The sequence below is a fragment of the Pseudomonas sp. AN-B15 genome, assembly GCF_019056475.1.
Classification (GTDB): domain Bacteria; phylum Pseudomonadota; class Gammaproteobacteria; order Pseudomonadales; family Pseudomonadaceae; genus Aquipseudomonas; species Aquipseudomonas parakoreensis.
In genome coordinates this window covers 1,133,007-1,152,523 of record NZ_CP049737.1, presented here as the reverse complement: position 1 = coordinate 1,152,523, position 19,517 = coordinate 1,133,007, and the positions used below count along the sequence as shown (strand labels likewise).

The window sequence follows — 19,517 nt, the reverse complement described above, 5'->3', positions numbered from 1 at the left end:
ACCATGTACCAACTCTTCATCGAAGGCCTGCAACGCCTCGGCCGCGCGCTGATGCTGCCGATCGCGATCCTGCCGATTGCCGGCCTGCTGCTGCGTCTGGGTGACACCGACCTTTTGAACATCGCGATCATTCACGATGCCGGCCAAGTCATTTTTGCCAACCTGGCAATGATCTTCGCCATCGGCATCGCCGTCGGGTTTGCCAAGGACAACAACGGCACCGCGGGTCTGGCCGGAGTGATCGGTTACCTGGTGATGATCTCCACCCTCAAGGTGCTCGACCCGAGCATCAACATGGGCATGCTCGCCGGGATCGTCAGCGGCCTGATGGCCGGGGCGCTGTACAACCGCTTCAAAGACATCAAGCTGCCGGAGTACCTGGCGTTCTTCGGCGGCCGACGGTTTGTACCGATTGTCACCGGGTTCGCGGCGGTCGGTCTGGGCGTAGTGTTCGGCTACATCTGGCCGCCGATCCAGCACGGCATCAATGCCTTCGGCGCGCTGATGATGGAAAGCGGCAGCATTGGTGCGTTCGTCTTCGGCGTGTTCAACCGCCTGCTGATCGTCACCGGCCTGCACCACATCCTCAACAACATGGCGTGGTTCGTATTCGGCAACTTCACCGACCCGACCACTGGCGCACTGGTCACCGGCGACCTGTCACGCTACTTCGCCGGCGATCCAAAGGGCGGCCAGTTCATGACCGGCATGTTCCCGATGATGATCTTCGGTCTGCCTGCTGCGTGCCTGGCGATGTACCGCAACGCGCTGCCGGAGCGGCGCAAGGTCATGGGCGGGATTTTCCTGTCGATGGCGCTGACCTCGTTTTTGACCGGGGTAACCGAACCCATCGAATTCGCCTTCATGTTTCTCGCCCCGCTGCTGTATCTGCTGCATGCGCTGCTGACCGGCCTGTCGATGGCGATCACCAATGCGCTGAACATCCACCTCGGTTTCACCTTCTCCGGCGGCTTCATCGACATGGTGCTCGGTTGGGGGCGCTCGACCAATGGCTGGCTGGTGATTCCGGTCGGACTGGCGTATGCCGTGGTGTATTACGCGGTGTTTGATTTCTGTATTCGTCGCTTCAATTTGAAGACGCCGGGGCGTGAGGATGTGGCGTCGGCCGAAAAGTCGGTGCTGACAGAAAACGAACGTGCGGCTGCGTACATCAAAGCCTTGGGCGGTGCCGAGAATCTGGTCACAGTTGGCGCCTGCACGACTCGTCTGCGCCTGGAAATGGTTGATCGCAACAAGGCTTCCGACGCTGATTTGAAAGCTCTGGGTGCGATGGCCGTGGTACGCCCGGGCAAGGGCGGCAGCTTGCAGGTGGTGGTCGGGCCATTGGCCGACAGCATCGCCGACGAAATCCGCCTCGCCATGCCGACGCTGGGGCGTGCGTTGGTGGCTGCGCCTGCGGTGGTAGTCGAGGAATCGAAAGCTGCAATGGTCGCTGCACCGGAAGCCCAACAATGGCTGACGGCGTTGGGCGGTAGCGACAATGTGCTGCAGCTGGACTGCATCGCCCTGACCCGCATTCGCCTGCAACTGGTCGATGGTAAAGCGTTGTCCGAGGCTCAGTTGAAAGAGCTGGGGTGCCAGGGTGTCAGCCCGCTGGAGGGTGGGGTCTGGCATTTGTTGATTGGTGAGAAAGCGGCGAGTTTGAGTGGGGCGATTGAGGCGTTGGTTAATCGGAGTGAGGTCAGCGCCAAGGTTTGACTCGCCGGCGTCTGGGCGGGCCTCTTCGCGAGCAAGCTCGCTCCCACATTGACCTGTGTACGCCGGTCAAATGCGGGAGCGGGCTTGCTCGCGAAGAACGATAACGCGGTGAACCTGAGAGATCAGGTCTGTGGATCGACTCGATCCAGCGCGCGGTTTACCGCGAGTTCGGCGAGCATGACGATCTGCTGGATGGCAAGAGCGGTGCTGCGTTGCAGACCGCTGAGTTCGTTGGCGAAGTTGCTGGCCATGGCACTGGCGCAGGCCAACGATTCGTAGGCGTGGGCTAGCAGGGTTTCGGAGTCGACGTTGGGGTTGACCAAGAACATCGTGCTGGGCTGATGCGCCTCAGCGGATTGCGGGGTGAAGTAGAAATCGACAGCGCGCTTGATGGCTTCGCGGTCTTTTGTCAGGTCTTCGACGCGGATGGCGTCGGCGGGTGGCGCTGTAGTTTCGTGGGGTGGATCGGGGATTAGCTTGTCCAAAATTCAACTCCTGCTAGGGCGTGTGAAGATGCCATCGTTCGCCGGATCTCACGCGGCAAAGAGGTGGCAGCTATGTGCAGGGTGAGATCCACCGGAGCAGGCAACCGGCCAGACCGAAGTCTGCCCGCACACAGCCGCCATAAAGCAGGCAGCAGATTGAGCTGGCGCCAATTATCGTGGTGTTGGCGCTAGTTGCAAGCATTCCGGGGATCTCACGCCCGGTCGCTGAATTGGCAGCGACAGACAAAGCCTAGAGACCGGACGTCCGAGGGACAACCTGAAAACCTTGTGGGAAGGTTCTGGTAGTTCCACACACTCTTAAACACAAAACATCCCGTGTAGGAGCTGCCGAAGGCTGCGATCTTTTGATCTGGCCTTTGACTGTAAAAAACCAAAGTCAAAAGATCGCAGCCTTCGGCAGCTCCTACAGGTGAGTACTGCACCCGATAGAAATTGGTCGTTTTTCAGGCCGCCATCGCTGGCAAGCCAGCTCCCACAGTTTTGATTTGTGTATACCCCATGCGGCGCAGCCGCCCACTCAACACAATGAGCGCAAGCTCGAGTACCGCTCTTGATCTTGATCCACGGGCGACATCGGAAGGCTGAGCGGAGGGATTGATCCGGGGGTGGGAGCGCAGCGACCGTTTGGCGCAGCCAAACACAGCGAGAGGAGGTGCAGCGAAGCAAACCGTAGGCGCTGCCCCCGGATCGATCCCGCAGCGAAGGGACCCCGAGCCCCAGCGAGCGGGCCGAACGCAGGAGCAAGCGTTTTTTTGCTTACTTTTTTTAGGCGTTTGTAAAAAAAGTGAGTCGCCGTAAGGGCGAAACCGCCAGCCGCCGCACCCGAAGCAACGGATACTCACTCAATCAGACAGAGCATGGTCGCCTATAAGGGCGCCATCGCTGGCAAGCCAGCTCCCACAATGAAACGCAGTCCCCCCTCAAATCGCAGGTAACAAAAAACCCGCAGACAATCACTCATCTGCGGGTTTCCCGTTCCAGCGGCAGAAAGATCAGAAATCCTCCAGCCGCCACACCTCATAAGCCGGCGTCTCGTAAGGGTGACTCAACTTCAAAGCCGCCACCACCTCACGAATCAGCTCATCACAAACCACAAGCTCAACCTTCCATTCCTCGACCCGCTCAACCCGCCCCGCCTCGCCAATGAACGGCTGACTGCCGTCCAAAGGCCGAAACTGACCAGACCCAGGCACCTGCCACGCACAGTGGTCATAGTCCCCGATCCGCCCACCACCGGCAGCGAATACAGCGTCCTTGACCACCTCGACATGACTGTCGGGAACAAAAAACGCGAGCTTGTACACAGGCCTCAGTTCACCCAGACGCGCGCGTTACGGAACATGCGCATCCAAGGAGCATCTTCGGTCCAGTCCTCCGAACGCCACGAGTTCTGCACCGCGCGGAACACACGCTCCGGGTGCGGCATCATGATCGTCACACGACCGTCGCGGCTGGTAAGGCCGGTGATCCCGCGCGGCGAACCGTTCGGGTTGGCCGGGTAGGCTTCGGTGACCTTGCCGTGGTTGTCGACGAAACGCATCGCCACGCAACCGGACAGATCGGCTTCCAGCAAGGCTTCTTCGCTGGAGAACTCGGCATGCCCTTCACCGTGCGCGATGGCGATCGGCATGCGCGAACCGGCCATGCCCTGCAGGAAGATCGAGTTCGATTCCTGGATCTGCACCATCGCCACGCGCGCTTCGAACTGCTCGGAGCGGTTGCGCACGAAGTGCGGCCAGAACTCGCTGCCCGGGATCAGCTCGTGCAGGTTGGACATCATCTGGCAGCCGTTGCACACGCCGAGGGTGAAGCTGTCGTTACGCTCGAAGAAGCCCTGGAATGCATCGCGGGCACGGCTGTTGAACAGTGCCGACTTGGCCCAGCCTTCACCGGCGCCGAGGACGTCGCCGTAGGAGAAACCACCGCAGGCCACCAGGCCTTTGAACTCGTTCAGGTCAACACGGCCGGCGAGAATATCGCTCATGTGCACGTCGATCGCGTTGAAACCGGCGCGGTCGAACGCCGCCGCCATTTCCACCTGACCGTTGACGCCCTGCTCACGCAGTACGGCAACCTGTGGGCGAATGCCTTTCTTGATGTAAGGCGCGGCGATGTCCTGGTTGACGTCGTAGCTCAGCTTGACGCTCAGGCCCGGGTTGTCCTCTTCCAGCAGCGCATCGAACTCTTGCTCGGCGCAGTCGGCGTTGTCGCGCAGGCGCTGGATCTGGTAGCTGGTTTCAGCCCAGGTACGTTGCAGCAGACGACGCTGGCCTTCGAACACGGTGTCACCGTTGAAGGTGATGTTGATCTGGCCATTGTTGATCGGCTGACCGATCACGGAAACGCAGTCACCCAGACCGGCAGCGCTGAATTGGGCGAGGATGTCCGGGGTCGCGTCCTGGCGAACCTGGATCACGGCACCCAGTTCTTCGTTGAACAGGATGGCGGCGATTTCTGCCGAGGATTCAGCAACGCTGTCGAGGTTCAGGCTCAGACCGCAGTGGCCGGCGAAGGCCATTTCCACCACGGAGGTCAGCAGACCACCGTCGGAACGGTCGTGGTACGCCAGCAGGTGACCGTCGGCGTTGAGGCCCTGGATCACCGCGAAGAAGGCTTTCAGGTCTTCGGCGTCATCGACGTCCGGCGCCTGCTTGCCGAGCTTGCCGTGAACCTGAGCGAGGATCGAGGCACCCATGCGGTTCTGACCGCGACCGAGGTCGATCAGGATCAGGTCGGTGGTGCCCTTGTCCATGCGCAGTTCCGGGGTCAGGGTCTGACGGATGTCAGCCACTGGGGCGAAACCGGTCACGATCAGCGACATCGGCGAGGTAACGGTTTTTTCTTCACCGTTGTCGTTCCAGCGGGTGGCCATGGACATCGAGTCCTTGCCGACCGGAATGGTGATGCCCAGCTCAGGGCACAGTTCCATACCGACCGCTTTCACGGTGTCGTACAGACGCGCGTCTTCGCCCGGGTGGCCGGCAGCGGACATCCAGTTCGCCGACAGTTTGATGTCGGAGAGCTTGTTGATGCGCGAGGCGGCAATGTTGGTCAGGGTTTCGCCGATGGCCATGCGGCCCGACGCCGGAGCGTCCAGCAGCGCCAGCGGAGTACGCTCGCCCATGGCCATCGCTTCACCGGTATAGACGTCGAAACTGGTGGCGGTGACGGCGACGTCGGCCACCGGAACCTGCCATGGGCCGACCATCTGGTCACGGGCCACGAGGCCGGTGATGGTGCGGTCGCCGATGGTGATCAGGAAGCTTTTGCTCGCCACGGCCGGATGGTGCAGGACGCGCTCGATGGAATCGGCGATGTCGAGGTTCGACGGATCGAAGTCATCGCCCAGCTCGGCTTCGCGAACCACCGAACGGTGCATGCGCGGCGCCTTGCCCAGCAACACTTCCAGCGGCATGTCCACCGGGTTGTTGCCGAAGTGGCTGTCGGTCACAGTCAGTTGCGGCTCGGCAGTGGCTTCACCGACCACCGCAAACGGGCAACGCTCGCGTTCGCAGATCGCCTTGAAGCGCTCGAAGTCAGCCGGGCCGACCGCCAGAACGTAACGTTCCTGGGATTCGTTGGACCAGATTTCGTGCGGGGCCATGCCCGGCTCATCGTTTGGAATGTTGCGCAGTTCGAAACGGCCACCGCGGTCGCCGTCGTTGACCAGTTCCGGGAAGGCGTTGGACAGACCGCCCGCGCCCACGTCGTGGATGAAGCTGATCGGGTTCTTGTCGCCCAGCTGCCAGCAACGGTCGATGACTTCCTGGCAGCGACGTTCCATTTCAGGGTTTTCACGCTGTACGGAAGCGAAGTCCAGATCCGCCGAGCTGGTGCCGGTGGCCATCGAGGACGCGGCGCCGCCGCCCAGACCGATCAGCATCGCCGGGCCGCCGAGCACGATCAGCTTGGAGCCGACGACGATCTCGCCTTTCTTGACGTGCTCTTCACGGATGTTGCCCATGCCGCCAGCCAACATGATCGGCTTGTGGTAACCGCGAACTTCGTCACCGTGCGGGGTGCTGATCGACTGTTCGAAGGTACGGAAGTAGCCGGTCAGGGCCGGACGGCCGAATTCGTTGTTGAACGCGGCGCCGCCAAGCGGGCCTTCGATCATGATGTCCAGCGCGGTAACGATGCGCTCAGGCTTGCCGTACGGCACTTCCCACGGCTGTTCGAAGCCCGGGATCTGCAGGTTGGACACGGTGAAACCGGTCAGGCCGGCCTTTGGCTTGGCGCCACGACCGGTTGCGCCTTCGTCGCGGATCTCGCCACCGGAACCGGTGGACGCGCCCGGGAACGGGGCGATCGCGGTCGGGTGGTTGTGGGTCTCGACCTTCATCAGGATGTGCACCGGCTCCTGCACCGCGCCGTACTGGCGGGTTTCCGGATCCGGGAAGAAGCGGCCGGCGACGTTACCGACGATCACCGAAGCGTTGTCCTTATAAGCGGACAGCACGCCTTCGTTGTGCATCTGATAGGTATTCTTGATCATGCCGAACAGGCTTTTTTCCTGGCTCTCGCCGTCAATATCCCAACTGGCGTTGAAGATCTTGTGGCGGCAGTGCTCGGAGTTGGCCTGGGCGAACATCATCAGTTCGATGTCGTGCGGGTTGCGCTTGAGACCGTTGAAGGCGTTGACCAGATAGTCGATTTCGTCTTCGGCCAGGGCCAGGCCCAGCTCGGTGTTGGCTTTTTCCAGCGCGGCGCGGCCGCCACCAAGAATGTCGATGGCGGTCAGCGGTTTCGGCTCGGCGTGGCTGAACAGACCCGCGGCCTGTTCCAGATTGCCCAGGACGATCTGGGTCATGCGGTCATGCAGCACGTCGGCAATCTGCTGGGCTTCAATGTCGCTGAACTGGCCGGCCACGTAGAACGCGATACCGCGCTCCAGACGCTGGATCTTGCTCAGGCCGCAGTTGCGGGCGATGTCGCTGGCCTTGCTCGACCATGGCGAGATGGTGCCGAAACGCGGCAACACCAGGAACAGACGGCCGGTCGGCTCTTGTACCGGAACGCTTGGGCCGTACTTCAGAAGGCGCGCAAGCACCTGCTGTTCGTCGCCGGTCAGGACGCCGGTGACTTCGGCGAAGTGAGCGAATTCAGCATACAGGCCATTGACAGCTGGAACCTTCTGGCTCAGTTGCTCAAGGAGTTTGCTGTGGCGAAAGGCAGAAAGGGCAGGAGCGCCGCGCAGGATCAACATCTTCGGGACAGCCTCGGGAAGGGGTGTGCTTTGAGGCCGTGCATTCTAGCCTAAACCGCCCTCAACATCACCCGAAACGCTACGCACGGTTGCACTCGGATATCAATCTGTGTTTCTGCCTTTGAAGTCAAATTTCGAGCGTGTGCGGGCCACGCTTATTTTTTCTGTCACAAAATGCCGTTCAGCCCCATTCCTGCGGGGTTTCGTGCGGTTTTGTGATCTCTAGCAGACAAGCCCTTCACTGTCGAGATATGGCGCCCGCAGCCGTTTGCGTATACTGCGCACATGTTTTTCCCAACGGCTTTGCGTCCGCGGTACGCCAAATGGCTGATCGCAACCGGACTCTTCCTGATGCTCGGCGGCTGTGTTGATAAACCCAACACACTCGAGCGCGTAAAGGAGGATGGTGTGCTGCGGGTGATTACCCGTAACAGCCCCGCCACCTACTTTCAGGATCGCAGCGGTGAAACCGGCTTCGAATACGAGCTGGTGAAGCGCTTCGCCGACGATTTGGGGGTCGAACTGAAGATCGAGACCGCCGACAACCTCGACGACCTGTTCAACCAGATCGGCAAGCCGAACGGCCCGGTACTGGCGGCGGCGGGCCTGGTCAGCAGCGAGGAGCGCAAGAAGCAGGTGCGGTTCTCCCACTCCTACCTCGAAGTCACCCCGCAGATCATCTATCGCAACGGCCAGTCGCGGCCGACGGATCCCGGCGATCTGGTCGGCAAAAAGATCATGGTGCTCAAGGGCAGCACCCACGCCGAACAGCTGGCCGAGCTGAAAAAGAAATTTCCGGGCATCGAATACGAAGAATCCGACGCCGTGGAAGTGGTCGACCTGTTGCGCATGGTCGATGAAGGCCAGATCGACCTGACGCTGGTTGATTCCAACGAAGTGGCAATGAACCAGGTGTACTTCACCAACATCCGTGTGGCCTTCGACCTCGGGGATGCGCGCAGCCAGAGCTGGGCGGTGGCCGCCGGCGAAGACAACAGCCTGCTCAACGAGATCAACGCCTACCTCGACAAGGTGCAGAAGAACGGCACCCTGCAGCGCCTGAAAGACCGTTACTACGGCCACGTCGATGTCCTCGGCTACATGGGCGCCACCACCTTCGCCCAGCACCTGCAGCAGCGCCTGCCCAAATACGAACAGCACTTCAAGGCCTACGCCAAGAAAGAGAAAATCGACTGGCGCCTGCTCGCGGCCATCGGTTATCAGGAATCGCTGTGGCAACCGGCGGTCACTTCGAAAACCGGCGTGCGCGGTTTGATGATGTTGACCCAGAACACCGCTCAGGCGATGGGCGTGTCGAACCGGCTCGATCCCAAGCAAAGCATCATGGGCGGCGCCAAGTACCTGGCCTACATGAAGGATCAGCTCGACGAGTCGATTCAGGAACCGGACCGTACCTGGTTCGCCCTGGCGGCGTACAACGTCGGCAGCGGCCACCTCGATGATGCGCGCAAACTGGCATCCCGCGAAGGCCTGAACCCGGACAAGTGGCTGGACGTGAAGAAGATGCTGCCGCGCCTGTCGCAGAAGCAGTGGTACAGCAAGACCCGCTACGGCTATGCCCGGGGCGGCGAGCCGGTGCATTTCGTGGCGAACATCCGTCGCTACTACGACATTCTGACCTGGGTGACCCAGCCGCAGCTCGAGGGCGATCAGGTGGCCGAAGGCAATCTGCATGTGCCGGGGATCGACAAGTCAAAACCGGCTCAAGAGCCTGCCCCGCTCTAAAAGCAAAAGATCGCAGCCTTCGGCAGCTCCTACAGGGTTTTGCGTACATCTGTAGGAGCTGCCGAAGGCTGCGATCTTTTGATCTTCAGCCTTTGAGCGCAGCTGCCAGAATCAGCGCCTTCATCTCGGACACTGCCGACTTGAACCCGACGAACAACGCATGCGCCACCAGCGCATGGCCGATGTTCAGTTCGTTGATGCCTTTGATCGCCGCCACCGCTTCGACGTTGTGATAATGCAGGCCATGCCCGGCATTGACGATCAGGCCCTGCGCCAGACCAAATGCTACGCCGTCCGCCACACGCTTCAATTCCTCAGCAACTTCGGTCGGGGTTTCGGCATCGGCGTAACGCCCGGTGTGCAGCTCGATGGCCGGTGCACCAACGCGCTTCGACGCAGCGATCTGGCGCTCGTCGGCATCGATGAACAGCGACACTTCGCTGCCGATCTTCGACAGGCGCTCGACCGCCGCCTTGATCCGCTCTTCCTGCCCCGCTACATCCAGACCGCCTTCAGTGGTCAGTTCCTGCCGGGTCTCCGGGACCAGGCAGATGTGCGCCGGACGGATGCGCTCGGCGAACGCCATCATTTCTTCGGTGACGCCCATTTCGAAGTTCATGCGGGTCTGCAGCACATCCTTGAGCAGCAACACGTCGCGCTCCTGAATGTGCCGACGGTCTTCACGCAGGTGCACGGTGATGCCGTCGGCGCCCGCCTCTTCCGCGTCCAGCGCTGCCTTGACCGGATCCGGGTAGCGTGTGCCACGGGCCTGACGCAGGGTGGCGACGTGGTCGATGTTCACGCCAAGAAGAATGCGATTGCTGGTGGTCACGGATGCGCTCCTGAAGGGAAAGATTCGGCGCACAGCATATCAGGGCTTGCGAAATAGCTCGCGGCTGACGAGGGGGCGACCGCCCAAATGAACGGCCAGTGCCTGACGCATCAGACGCTTGGCCGCCGACAGTGCACCGGGCGCGGTCCAGTCGGCTTCGGCCATGGCCAGCAGTTCCGTGCCGTTGAACAGACCCGGCTGCAACAGGAAGACGCGCTCAAGCCCGGCATCCACTTGCAGGCGATAGAGGCCATCCGCAGCCACTGGCTCGCCGTGGATATCAGTGTTCATCGAGAAGCCGTAACCGAGGTCGTCCAGCAGGCGCCATTCGAAGGAGCGCAACAACGGCTCCAATGGGCGGCCTTCGGCCAGGGCCAGCAGGGTTGCAGCGTAGTGATCGAACACCGCCGGGTGCGGATCTTCGGCGGGCAGCAGGCGGATCAGCAGCTCATTGAGATAGAGGCCGCTGAACAGCGCATCACCGACCATCCAGGTCGCGTTGCCGGCACTTTCCATGCGCCCGACATTCTTCAACTCACCCTTGCCACGAAACTCGACTTCCAGCGGCACGAACGGTCGCGCCAATGTCCCGGCCTTGCCCCGCGCACTGCGCAACACCGCCCGCAGCCGACCTTGCGGCGTAAGGAAGTCGACCAGCGCGCTGGTTTCGCGGTAGGCGCGCGAATGCAGGACGTAGGCGGGTTGGGCGGGAGGTGGGGTTTGCGACATGGAGTTCTCGATGAAGAAACGCAGTCTTGAGATCAACATAAACCAAATGTGGGAGCGGGCTTGCCCGCGATGGCGGATTCACATTCAACATCTCTGTTGAACATTACATCCTCATCGCGGGCAAGCCCGCTCCCACAGGGTTCTCTGGTTTAAACAGGAACCGAGATTTTTTACAGGTCGCCGTAACCCAGCGAACGCAGAGCACGCTCGTCGTCGGACCAGCCGCCCTTCACCTTCACCCACAGGTTGAGCATGATCTTGGCGTCGAACAGCAACTCCATGTCCTTGCGCGCTTCGGTGCCGATACGTTTGATGCGCTCGCCCTTGTCGCCAATGATGATCTTCTTCTGGCCGTCACGCTCAACGAGGATCAGCGCATGGATGTGCAGGGTCTTGCCTTGCTGCTTGAACTCTTCGATCTCGACGGTGATCTGGTAAGGCAGTTCGGCGCCCATCTGGCGCATGATCTTCTCGCGCACCAGTTCGGCAGCGAGGAAGCGGCTGCTGCGGTCGGTGATCTGGTCTTCCGGGAAGAAATGATCGTTCTCCGGCAAGTGATCGGCGATGACCTTTTCCAGCGCGTCGAGGTTGTGCCCTTGCTGCGCGGAAATCGGGATGATCTGCGCGTTCGGCAGCTGTTCCTGCAACCACGACAGGTGTGGCATCAGCTCGGCCTTGTCTTCGATGCGGTCGGTCTTGTTCAGCGCGACGATCAGCGGACCGGTCACGTACTGCACGCGCTCCAGCACCATCTGGTCTTCTTCGGTCCACTTGGTGCGATCAACCACGAAGATCACCACGTCGACGTCTTTCAACGCCGCCGAGGCGGTTTTGTTCATGTAGCGGTTCAGGGCCTTTTCGCCACCCTTGTGCATGCCGGGGGTGTCGACGTAGATCGCCTGGACGTCACCTTCGGTCTTGATCCCGAGCATGTTGTGACGGGTGGTCTGCGGCTTGCGCGAGGTGATCGCGAGCTTCTGGCCGAGGATGTGGTTGAGCAACGTCGACTTGCCGACGTTGGGACGGCCGACGATGGCAACGTAGCCACAGCGAGTTGCGTTTGTATCAGTCATTGCCATTCTCCACGCCCAGGGCAATCAGTGCTGCGGCGGCCGCTACCTGTTCGGCAATACGACGGCTCACACCCTGACCTCGGCTTTTTTCATTCAATAAGACCACTTCGCACTCGACGAAGAAGGTACGGCAGTGCGGCTCACCCTGGATGTCCACCACTTCATAGCGCGGCAGTTCACAACCGCGCGATTGCAGATGTTCCTGCAGACGGGTCTTCGGATCCTTGTTGGTGTCGACCAGCGTCAGGCCTTCGAACTCACCGGCCAGCCAGGCCAGCACACGCTCGCGAGCGACGTCCATGCCAGCATCCAGGTAGATCGCGCCGATCAGCGCTTCGAGGGCGTCGGCCAGAATCGATTCGCGACGGAAACCACCGCTTTTCAGTTCGCCCGAACCCAGACGCAGGTAGTCACCCAGATCGAAACCACGGGCCAGCACGGCCAGTGTCTCACCCTTCACCAGGCGTGCGCGCAAACGCGACAACTGGCCTTCGCGAGCCAGCGGGAAGCGATCGAACAGCGCCTCGCCGGCGACGAAGTTGAGGATGGCATCGCCAAGGAATTCCAGGCGTTCGTTGTTACGCCCGGCAAAGCTGCGGTGCGTGAGGGCCAGCAGCATCAGCTCCTGATCCTTGAAGGTGTAACCGAGCTGGCGCTCGAGACGGCTTAGAGAAACGCTCACGGTTTACCCACGCTGAGTTCGTGGCTGGATTCCACTGCCATCGCCGGGGTACGGCGCAGGCCTGGGACAATTAACGCTGTGTTCAAAAATGACGTCCTGAATATCGTGGCTTCATGCCCTGGCGCCAATTTGTGTCGACGCCAGAAATGCATTCGGCGCTGTGGTCAACAGCGCCGTGATTGATTACTTGATCAGGCCAACCCGCGAGAAGTTCGGCAGGTGGCTGAGTTTCGGTTCCGGCCAGCTCATCCAGACAGCGAAGGCTTTGCCGACGATATTCTGGTCGGGAACCATGCCCAGCAGATCCTTGGGAATGTTCGGATCATCCCAGTAGCGACTGTCGTTGGAGTTGTCGCGGTTGTCGCCCATCATGAAGTAGTGCCCGGCCGGCACGGTCCAGGTATGGTCCGGCGTCGCGCGGTAGCGGCTCATTTCCTTGCGGATCAGGTGCTCGGCGGCGCCGAGTTTTTCCTTGTAGAGTTCCGCGCTGCCCAGCGTGCCCGGCTCGGAGCCGACCAGTTGCTCGGCAATCGACTCGCCATTGACGAACAGACGCTTGTCGGCGGTGTAACGCACCGTGTCGCCCGGAACGCCGACTACACGTTTGATGTAGTTGACGTTGGGGTCGCTCGGGTAGCGGAACACCATCACATCGCCACGCTGTGGATCACCGACTTCGATGATTTTCTTGTCGATCACCGGCAGGCGGATCCCGTAAGAAAACTTGTTCACCAGAATGAAGTCGCCGACGTCCAGCGTCGGTTTCATCGAGCCGGACGGAATCTGGAACGGTTCCACCAGGAACGAACGCAGCACCAGCACGATGAACAGCACCGGAAAGAACGACTTGCCGTATTCAACCAGCAACGGCTCTTTGTTCAGCTTCTCGACCACCACGGGCTCCGGCTGGCTGACACTGCCTTGATAAGAGGCAATCGCAGCACGCCGACGCGGCGCCAGGAACAGCAGATCGAGCAACGCCAACAGGCCGCAGACGAACACGGCGATGACCAGCAACAGCGGGAAATTTAGTGACATAGGACCTGACTATTCCAACCTGAGCACGGCGAGGAAGGCTTCTTGTGGAATTTCCACGTTGCCGACCTGCTTCATGCGTTTCTTACCGGCCTTTTGCTTTTCAAGCAGCTTTTTCTTACGGCTTACGTCACCGCCGTAGCATTTGGCCAATACGTTCTTTCTGAGTGCCTTGACGGTTGTCCGGGCAACGATCTGACCGCCAATGGCCGCCTGGATCGCCACGTCGAACATCTGACGAGGAATCAGTTCTTTCATCTTCTCGGTCAACTGGCGACCTTTGAAGTGCGAATTGTCACGGTGCACGATCAACGCGAGGGCGTCGACCTTGTCACCGTTGATCAGCACGTCCAGTTTCACCAGATTAGCCGATTGGTAACGATCGAAATGGTAATCCAGCGAAGCATAGCCGCGGCTGGTGGATTTGAGACGGTCGAAGAAGTCCAGGACCACTTCGTTCATCGGCAGGTCGTAGGTCACTTGGACCTGATTGCCGAGGAACAGCATGTCGACCTGTACGCCGCGTTTCTCGATGCACAGGGTGATGACGTTGCCCAGGTGTTCCTGCGGAACCAGGATGTTGGCGCGCACGATTGGTTCGCGCATGTCTTCGATGGCCGACACATCCGGAAGCTTGGACGGGTTGTCGACGTAAATCGTTTCACCGGTTTTCAACACCAACTCGAAAATTACCGTTGGCGCGGTGGTGATCAGGTCCAGGTCGTATTCGCGCTCCAGGCGCTCCTGGATGATCTCCATGTGCAGCATGCCGAGGAACCCGCAACGGAAGCCGAAGCCCAGGGCGTCGGAGCTTTCCGGGGTGTACTGCAGCGAGGAGTCGTTCAGGGTCAGTTTCTGCAGCGCTTCGCGGAAGTCCTCGAAGTCGTCGGAACTGACCGGGAACAGACCGGCGTAAACCTGTGGCTGGATGCGTTTGAAGCCGGGCAGCACTTCAACGTCCGGGGTCGAACTCAGGGTCAGGGTGTCACCGACCGGTGCACCGTGAATGTCCTTGATGCTGGCGATGATGAAGCCCACTTCGCCGGCCTTGAGGTCGGCAGTGGCAGTGTGTTTCGGGTTGAACACACCGACGCTGTCCACCAGGTGGATCTTGCCGGTGGATTTCACCAGGATCTTGTCGCCTTTCTTCACGCGGCCATGACGCACGCGCACCAGGGAGACAACGCCCAGGTAGTTGTCGAACCAGGAGTCGATGATCAACGCTTGCAGCGGATCTTCGATGTTGCCGGTCGGCGCAGGAATGGTCGCGACCAGACGCTCGAGCACTTCGTCGACACCCAGGCCGGTCTTGGCACTGCAGGTAACGGCGTCGGTGGCGTCGATGCCGATGATCTTCTCGATCTCGTCCTTGACGCGGTCCGGCTCGGCCTGTGGCAGGTCGATCTTGTTCAGCACCGGCATGACCTCGAGGCCTTGCTCGATGGCGGTGTAGCAGTTGGCCACGGACTGGGCTTCAACACCCTGACCGGCATCGACCACCAGCAACGCACCTTCACACGCAGCCAGGGAACGGCTGACTTCGTAGGTGAAGTCGACGTGACCCGGGGTGTCAATGAAGTTCAGCTGGTAGGTGACGCCGTCTTTGGCTTTGTAATAGAGGGTAACGCTGTGGGCCTTGATGGTGATCCCGCGTTCGCGCTCCAGATCCATGGAATCCAGTACCTGGGCTTCCATTTCACGCTCGGCCAGGCCACCGCACATCTGGATGAAACGGTCAGCCAGCGTCGACTTGCCATGGTCAATGTGGGCGATGATGGAGAAATTGCGGATATGACTCAAATCACTCACGGATCAACACTCAAAAAGGCTGCAGGCTTGGCCCGCCGAAAAATAGCCGGGAATTGTACCTGATACACGGCACAAGCGTCACGTTCGCCTGTCACCCGGATTGCATACGAAAACGCCCCGATCTGTCGATCGAGGCGTTTTCGCGGTTAAAGCATTGGCAACAACGCGGTCATCAACCGGCGCGTCGCAGCAGCCAGACACCCGCCAGCGCACAGACCGTGGCCGGTACCAGCACCGCGAACAGCGGCGAGAAGCCAAACACCAGGCTCGACGGGCCGAGCAGATCCTGGACGATGCGGAAGGTGAAGCCTACCAGCACACCAGTGAACACCCGCTGACCGAGGGTCACCGAGCGCAACGGGCCGAAGATGAAGGAAATCGCCATCAGCACCAGCGCAGCGGTGACCAGCGGCTGCAACACCTTGACCCAAAATGCCAGCCAGTAACGACCATTGCTCAGGCCTTGATCCGCCAGATAGTGGATATAGCCCCACAGACCGGAAATCGACAGCGACTCAGGCGCCATCACCACCGTGTTGAGCAATTGCGGGCTCAGCGACACGTCCCACTCCTCGCTCGGCGCATTCACCACTTCGGTGCTGCGCTCGTGGAACACCGTGGTGGTCACGTCAGTGAGCAGCCAGCGCTTGCCGTCGAACTCCGCACGCTTGGCGAAGCTGGAGCTGAGCAGGTGGCGCTCTTTGTCGAAGTGATAGCGGGTCACGCCATACAGCAGGCCGTCGGGTTGCACGGCGTTGATATGGATGAACTCCTCGCCCTGACGGTGCCACATACCGTGTTTGGCGCTCTGCGCATCGCCGCTGCCTTGCGCCAGCGAGCGATTGGCCTGCGCCATGCTTTCGGTGGCCGGGGCCACGTATTCACCGATCAGCACACCGGCCAGCATCAACACCAGCATGGGCTTCATGACCGCCCAGACAATGCGCCCGATGGACACACCCGCAGCGCGCATGACCGTCAGCTCGCTGCTGCTGGCCAGACTGCCGAGGCCGATCAGACAGCCGATCAGCGCGGCCATCGGCAGCATTTCATACAGACGGCGCGGCGCGGTGAGCAGGACGAAGCTCAGCACATCGGTCAGGGTGTAGGTATCGCTGACGTCGCTCATCTCGTCGATGAAGGCAAACAGGGTCGCCAGACCCAGAATGATCGCCAGCACCGCGATGATCGCCACGAATACGCTGCTGCCGATGTAGCGGTCGAGTTTAACCACGGGCCACCTCCAGCGCAGCGCTGCGACGACTGGCCAGCTTCAGGCGCAACGGTTCCCAGTACAACAGGCCGAGACCGATGAACAGGAAGATCCCGTGCACCCACCACAGGCCAAGGGCCGGTGGAATCTTGCCTTTTTCGAGGGCGCCGCGGGCGGCAATCAGGATGGTCAGGTAAGCCATATAAAGAAGAATCGCCGGCAGCAGCTTCAGGAAACGGCCCTGACGCGGATTGACCCGCGACAGCGGCACCGCCATCAGGGTCACGATGAATACCAGCAACGGCAGCGAAATCCGCCATTGCAGTTCGGCCCTGGATCGCTCGTCGTCGGCGCTCAGCAGGGTCGAAGTCGGGATCGCATCACGGTCGGTAACTTCGTCGCTGGCATCGGGCTTGGGCAGCAATACACCGTAGGTGTCGTATTTGATCGCGCGGTAATCGGCCTGACCCGGGCTGCCGTCATAGCGATAGCCGTTGTGCAGGATCAGGTAGCGGTTGCCGTCCGAGTGGACTTCCTGCCGCCCCTTCTCAGCCACCAGTACGGAAATCCCGCGGTCTTTCTGATCCGAGCCGAGGTTCTTCTGCGAGATGAACACGCCGCCGAGGTTGACGCGATCGTCGGTCAGGCTTTCGGTGTAGGTCACCCGGGTACCGTCACGCAATGCCTGGAAACGGCCGGGTTCGAGGGTATCGAACTCGGTCAGCGCGTCCTGCTTGTTCAGCAGCAGCTGAAACTGATTGGCGCCCTGCGGGGCCAGGCTCAGGCTCAGCCACGCGACGGCCAGTGCCACCAGCGTTGCCGGGAACAGGGTCATGCGCAGCAGACGCTGCTGACTCATGCCGGTGGCCGAGAGCACGGTCATTTCGCTTTCGAGGTACAACCGGCCGTAAGCCAGCAGGATCCCGAGAAACAGCCCCAACGGCAGGATCAGCTGCATGAAACCCGGCAGGCGGTAACCCATGATCAGGAACAGCGATCCCGGATCGAGTTGGCCCGCAGCGGCCTGGGCAAGGTATTTGATGAAGCGACCGCTCATGATGATGACCAGCAGCACGGCGCTGACGGCGCTCAGGGTCAACATCACTTCACGGGACAGATAACGGAAGACGATCAAACCAGACACTCCAGGGTTGTCAGGCTAAGGCGGCCAAACAAGCAAACGTTTCGAGCGACCCGCAAGGCAGAGCCGTCGAAAAAAGATGCGGCATTATCCTGTGATTGAGGGCGCCTGTCACTGCGCACACTCACCCAAGCGTAGATTCCGTTGAAGATCGCACAACCGAGGGTTGTCAGGCGCGGTGAGCGAGGTTCAAACTGCCGCCTTCGTCGCAGGCACAGACCTGCGCCTCTTCTATCTATAAGCAGGCGACTGCGGACACCGTCGAACGCCTGCGTGTTGACCATTCATTCAGGGATCCGGACATGGAACTGGTTGTAAAAAGCGTTAGCCCAGAAACGTTGAAAACCGCCACCCTGGTGGTTGCCGTTGGCGAAGGCCGCAAACTCGGCGTTGCCGCCCGACAGGTCGACGAGCTGAGCGGTGGCGCGATCAGCGCCGTACTCAAGCGTGGCGATCTGGCCGGCAAGGTCGGTCAAAGCCTGCTGCTGCACAGCCTGCCGAACCTCAAGGCCGAGCGCGTGCTGCTGGTCGGCGTGGGCAAGGATGAAGAACTGGGTGACCGTCCGTTCCGCAAAATCGTTGCCGGCATCCTCAACACCCTGAAAGGTCTGGGCGGCAGCGACGCCGTACTGGCCCTGGATGAAATCATCGTCAAGAACCGCGACAGCTACGGCAAGACCCGCCTGCTGGCCGAAACCCTGGTGGATGGCGAATACACGTTCGACCAGTTCAAGAGCCAGAAAGCCGAACCGCGCGCCCTGAAGAAAATCACCCTGCTGACCATCAAAGCCGCCCAGGCCGAAGTGCAGCGCGCGGTGAACCATGCCACCGCCATCGCCAACGGCATGGCGTTCACCCGCAATCTGGGCAACCTGCCACCCAACATCTGCCATCCGACCTTCCTTGGCGAACAAGCCAAGAACCTGGGCAAAGAGTTCAAGGATCTGAAAGTCGAAGTCCTCGACGAGAAGAAGATCAAGTCCCTGGGCATGGGTTCGTTCTACGCCGTCGGTCAGGGCAGCGCCCAGCCACCGCGCCTGATCGTCATGCAATACAACGGTGGCAAGAAGTCCGAGAAGCCTTACGCGCTGGTCGGTAAAGGTATCACCTTCGACACCGGCGGCATCAGCCTCAAGCCTGGCGCCGGCATGGACGAAATGAAGTACGACATGGGCGGCGCGGCCTCCGTGTTCGGTACCCTGCGTGCCGTCCTTGAGCTGAAGCTGCCGATCAATCTGGTGTGCATCCTCGCCTGCGCGGAAAACATGCCGAGCGGCACTGCGTCGCGTCCGGGCGACATCGTCACCACCATGAGCGGCCAGACCGTGGAAATCCTCAACACCGACGCCGAAGGCCGTCTGGTGCTGTGCGACGCGCTGACCTACTCCGAGCGCTTCAAGCCGCAAGCGGTGATCGACATCGCCACCCTGACCGGTGCCTGTGTGGTTGCACTCGGTGCACACACGTCTGGCCTGCTGGGCAACAACGACGAGCTGATCGAGCAACTGCTCAGTGCCGGCAAGGCCGCTGACGACCGCGCCTGGCAACTGCCGCTGTTCGACGAATACCAGGAGCAGCTGGACAGCCCGTTCGCCGACATCGCCAACATTGGCGGGCCGAAGGCCGGCACCATCACCGCCGCATGCTTCCTGTCGCGCTTCACCAAGAACCTTAACTGGGCGCACCTGGACATCGCCGGCACCGCATGGACCAGCGGCGGCAAGGACAAAGGCGCCACTGGCCGTCCGGTTCCGCTGCTGACCCAATACCTGTTGGACCGCGCCAAAGCCTGAAACCGATGAACCTGAACGGCGTCACTTGGCGGT

Annotated in this window: 14 protein-coding genes; 3 read left to right on the top strand and 11 right to left on the bottom strand. The window is 60.8% G+C overall.

The features are described from left to right. Window positions 1-3 precede the first annotated feature (3 nt). Window positions 4-1,719 carry an N-acetylglucosamine-specific PTS transporter subunit IIBC gene (gene nagE, locus GTQ41_RS05050; protein ID WP_047292718.1) on the top strand — a complete coding sequence of 572 codons (1,716 nt, stop codon included), beginning with the start codon at window positions 4-6 and terminating at the stop codon, window positions 1,717-1,719. Between the two features lie 122 nt (window positions 1,720-1,841). Here nagE and GTQ41_RS05045 read toward each other — a convergent pair whose 3' ends face one another. The 3 genes from GTQ41_RS05045 to purL all read right to left on the bottom strand — a co-directional run bounded on the left by GTQ41_RS05045 (window position 1,842) and on the right by purL (window position 7,431). Continuing rightward, complete coding sequence (locus GTQ41_RS05045) at window positions 1,842-2,204, bottom strand: DUF6124 family protein (RefSeq protein ID WP_047292716.1); 363 nt, start codon at window positions 2,202-2,204, stop codon at window positions 1,842-1,844. A 1,013-nt stretch (window positions 2,205-3,217) separates the two neighbouring features. Further along, a complete protein-coding gene (locus GTQ41_RS05040; protein ID WP_047292715.1) occupies window positions 3,218-3,529 on the bottom strand; it encodes a YqfO family protein in 312 nt (103 codons plus the stop codon). 5 nt (window positions 3,530-3,534) lie between these two features. Continuing rightward, complete coding sequence (gene purL, locus GTQ41_RS05035; RefSeq protein WP_047292712.1) at window positions 3,535-7,431, bottom strand: phosphoribosylformylglycinamidine synthase; 3,897 nt, start codon at window positions 7,429-7,431, stop codon at window positions 3,535-3,537. Between the two features lie 285 nt (window positions 7,432-7,716). Between purL and mltF the strand changes: the two genes are divergently transcribed. Beyond that, window positions 7,717-9,177, top strand: a complete 1,461-nt coding sequence (gene mltF / locus GTQ41_RS05030; protein ID WP_080963251.1) for a membrane-bound lytic murein transglycosylase MltF — start codon at window positions 7,717-7,719, stop codon at window positions 9,175-9,177. Between the two features lie 85 nt (window positions 9,178-9,262). On the opposite strand, the gene pdxJ is transcribed toward mltF, so the two are convergent. From pdxJ to lptF, 8 genes are all read right to left on the bottom strand, one after another. Next, window positions 9,263-10,009: a pyridoxine 5'-phosphate synthase gene (gene pdxJ / locus GTQ41_RS05025; RefSeq protein ID WP_047292711.1), complete on the bottom strand. Its 747-nt coding sequence runs from the start codon at window positions 10,007-10,009 to the stop codon at window positions 9,263-9,265. Window positions 10,010-10,048: 39 nt separating this feature from the next. Next, window positions 10,049-10,738: a DNA repair protein RecO gene (gene recO / locus GTQ41_RS05020; protein ID WP_047292710.1), complete on the bottom strand. Its 690-nt coding sequence runs from the start codon at window positions 10,736-10,738 to the stop codon at window positions 10,049-10,051. A 170-nt stretch (window positions 10,739-10,908) separates the two neighbouring features. Next, window positions 10,909-11,811 carry a GTPase Era gene (gene era / locus GTQ41_RS05015; protein WP_041064729.1) on the bottom strand — a complete coding sequence of 301 codons (903 nt, stop codon included), beginning with the start codon at window positions 11,809-11,811 and terminating at the stop codon, window positions 10,909-10,911. After that, window positions 11,804-12,493, bottom strand: a complete 690-nt coding sequence (gene rnc / locus GTQ41_RS05010) for a ribonuclease III (protein WP_024011703.1) — start codon at window positions 12,491-12,493, stop codon at window positions 11,804-11,806. The genes era and rnc overlap by 8 nt, the downstream gene beginning before the upstream one ends. A 183-nt stretch (window positions 12,494-12,676) precedes the next feature. Further along, window positions 12,677-13,531 (bottom strand): signal peptidase I, encoded by an 855-nt coding sequence (gene lepB, locus GTQ41_RS05005; RefSeq protein WP_041064734.1) that lies wholly within the window; start codon window positions 13,529-13,531, stop codon window positions 12,677-12,679. A 9-nt stretch (window positions 13,532-13,540) separates the two neighbouring features. Further along, window positions 13,541-15,337 (bottom strand): translation elongation factor 4, encoded by a 1,797-nt coding sequence (gene lepA / locus GTQ41_RS05000; protein ID WP_041064736.1) that lies wholly within the window; start codon window positions 15,335-15,337, stop codon window positions 13,541-13,543. 172 nt (window positions 15,338-15,509) lie between these two features. Further along, complete coding sequence (gene lptG, locus GTQ41_RS04995; RefSeq protein ID WP_047292709.1) at window positions 15,510-16,571, bottom strand: LPS export ABC transporter permease LptG; 1,062 nt, start codon at window positions 16,569-16,571, stop codon at window positions 15,510-15,512. Beyond that, window positions 16,564-17,685, bottom strand: a complete 1,122-nt coding sequence (gene lptF / locus GTQ41_RS04990; RefSeq protein ID WP_047292707.1) for an LPS export ABC transporter permease LptF — start codon at window positions 17,683-17,685, stop codon at window positions 16,564-16,566. The genes lptG and lptF overlap by 8 nt, the downstream gene beginning before the upstream one ends. A gap of 308 nt (window positions 17,686-17,993) precedes the next feature. Here lptF and GTQ41_RS04985 point away from each other — a divergent pair, with 308 nt between their 5' ends. Further along, complete coding sequence (locus tag GTQ41_RS04985) at window positions 17,994-19,484, top strand: leucyl aminopeptidase (RefSeq protein WP_047292705.1); 1,491 nt, start codon at window positions 17,994-17,996, stop codon at window positions 19,482-19,484. The last annotated feature ends 33 nt before the right edge of the window (window positions 19,485-19,517 follow it).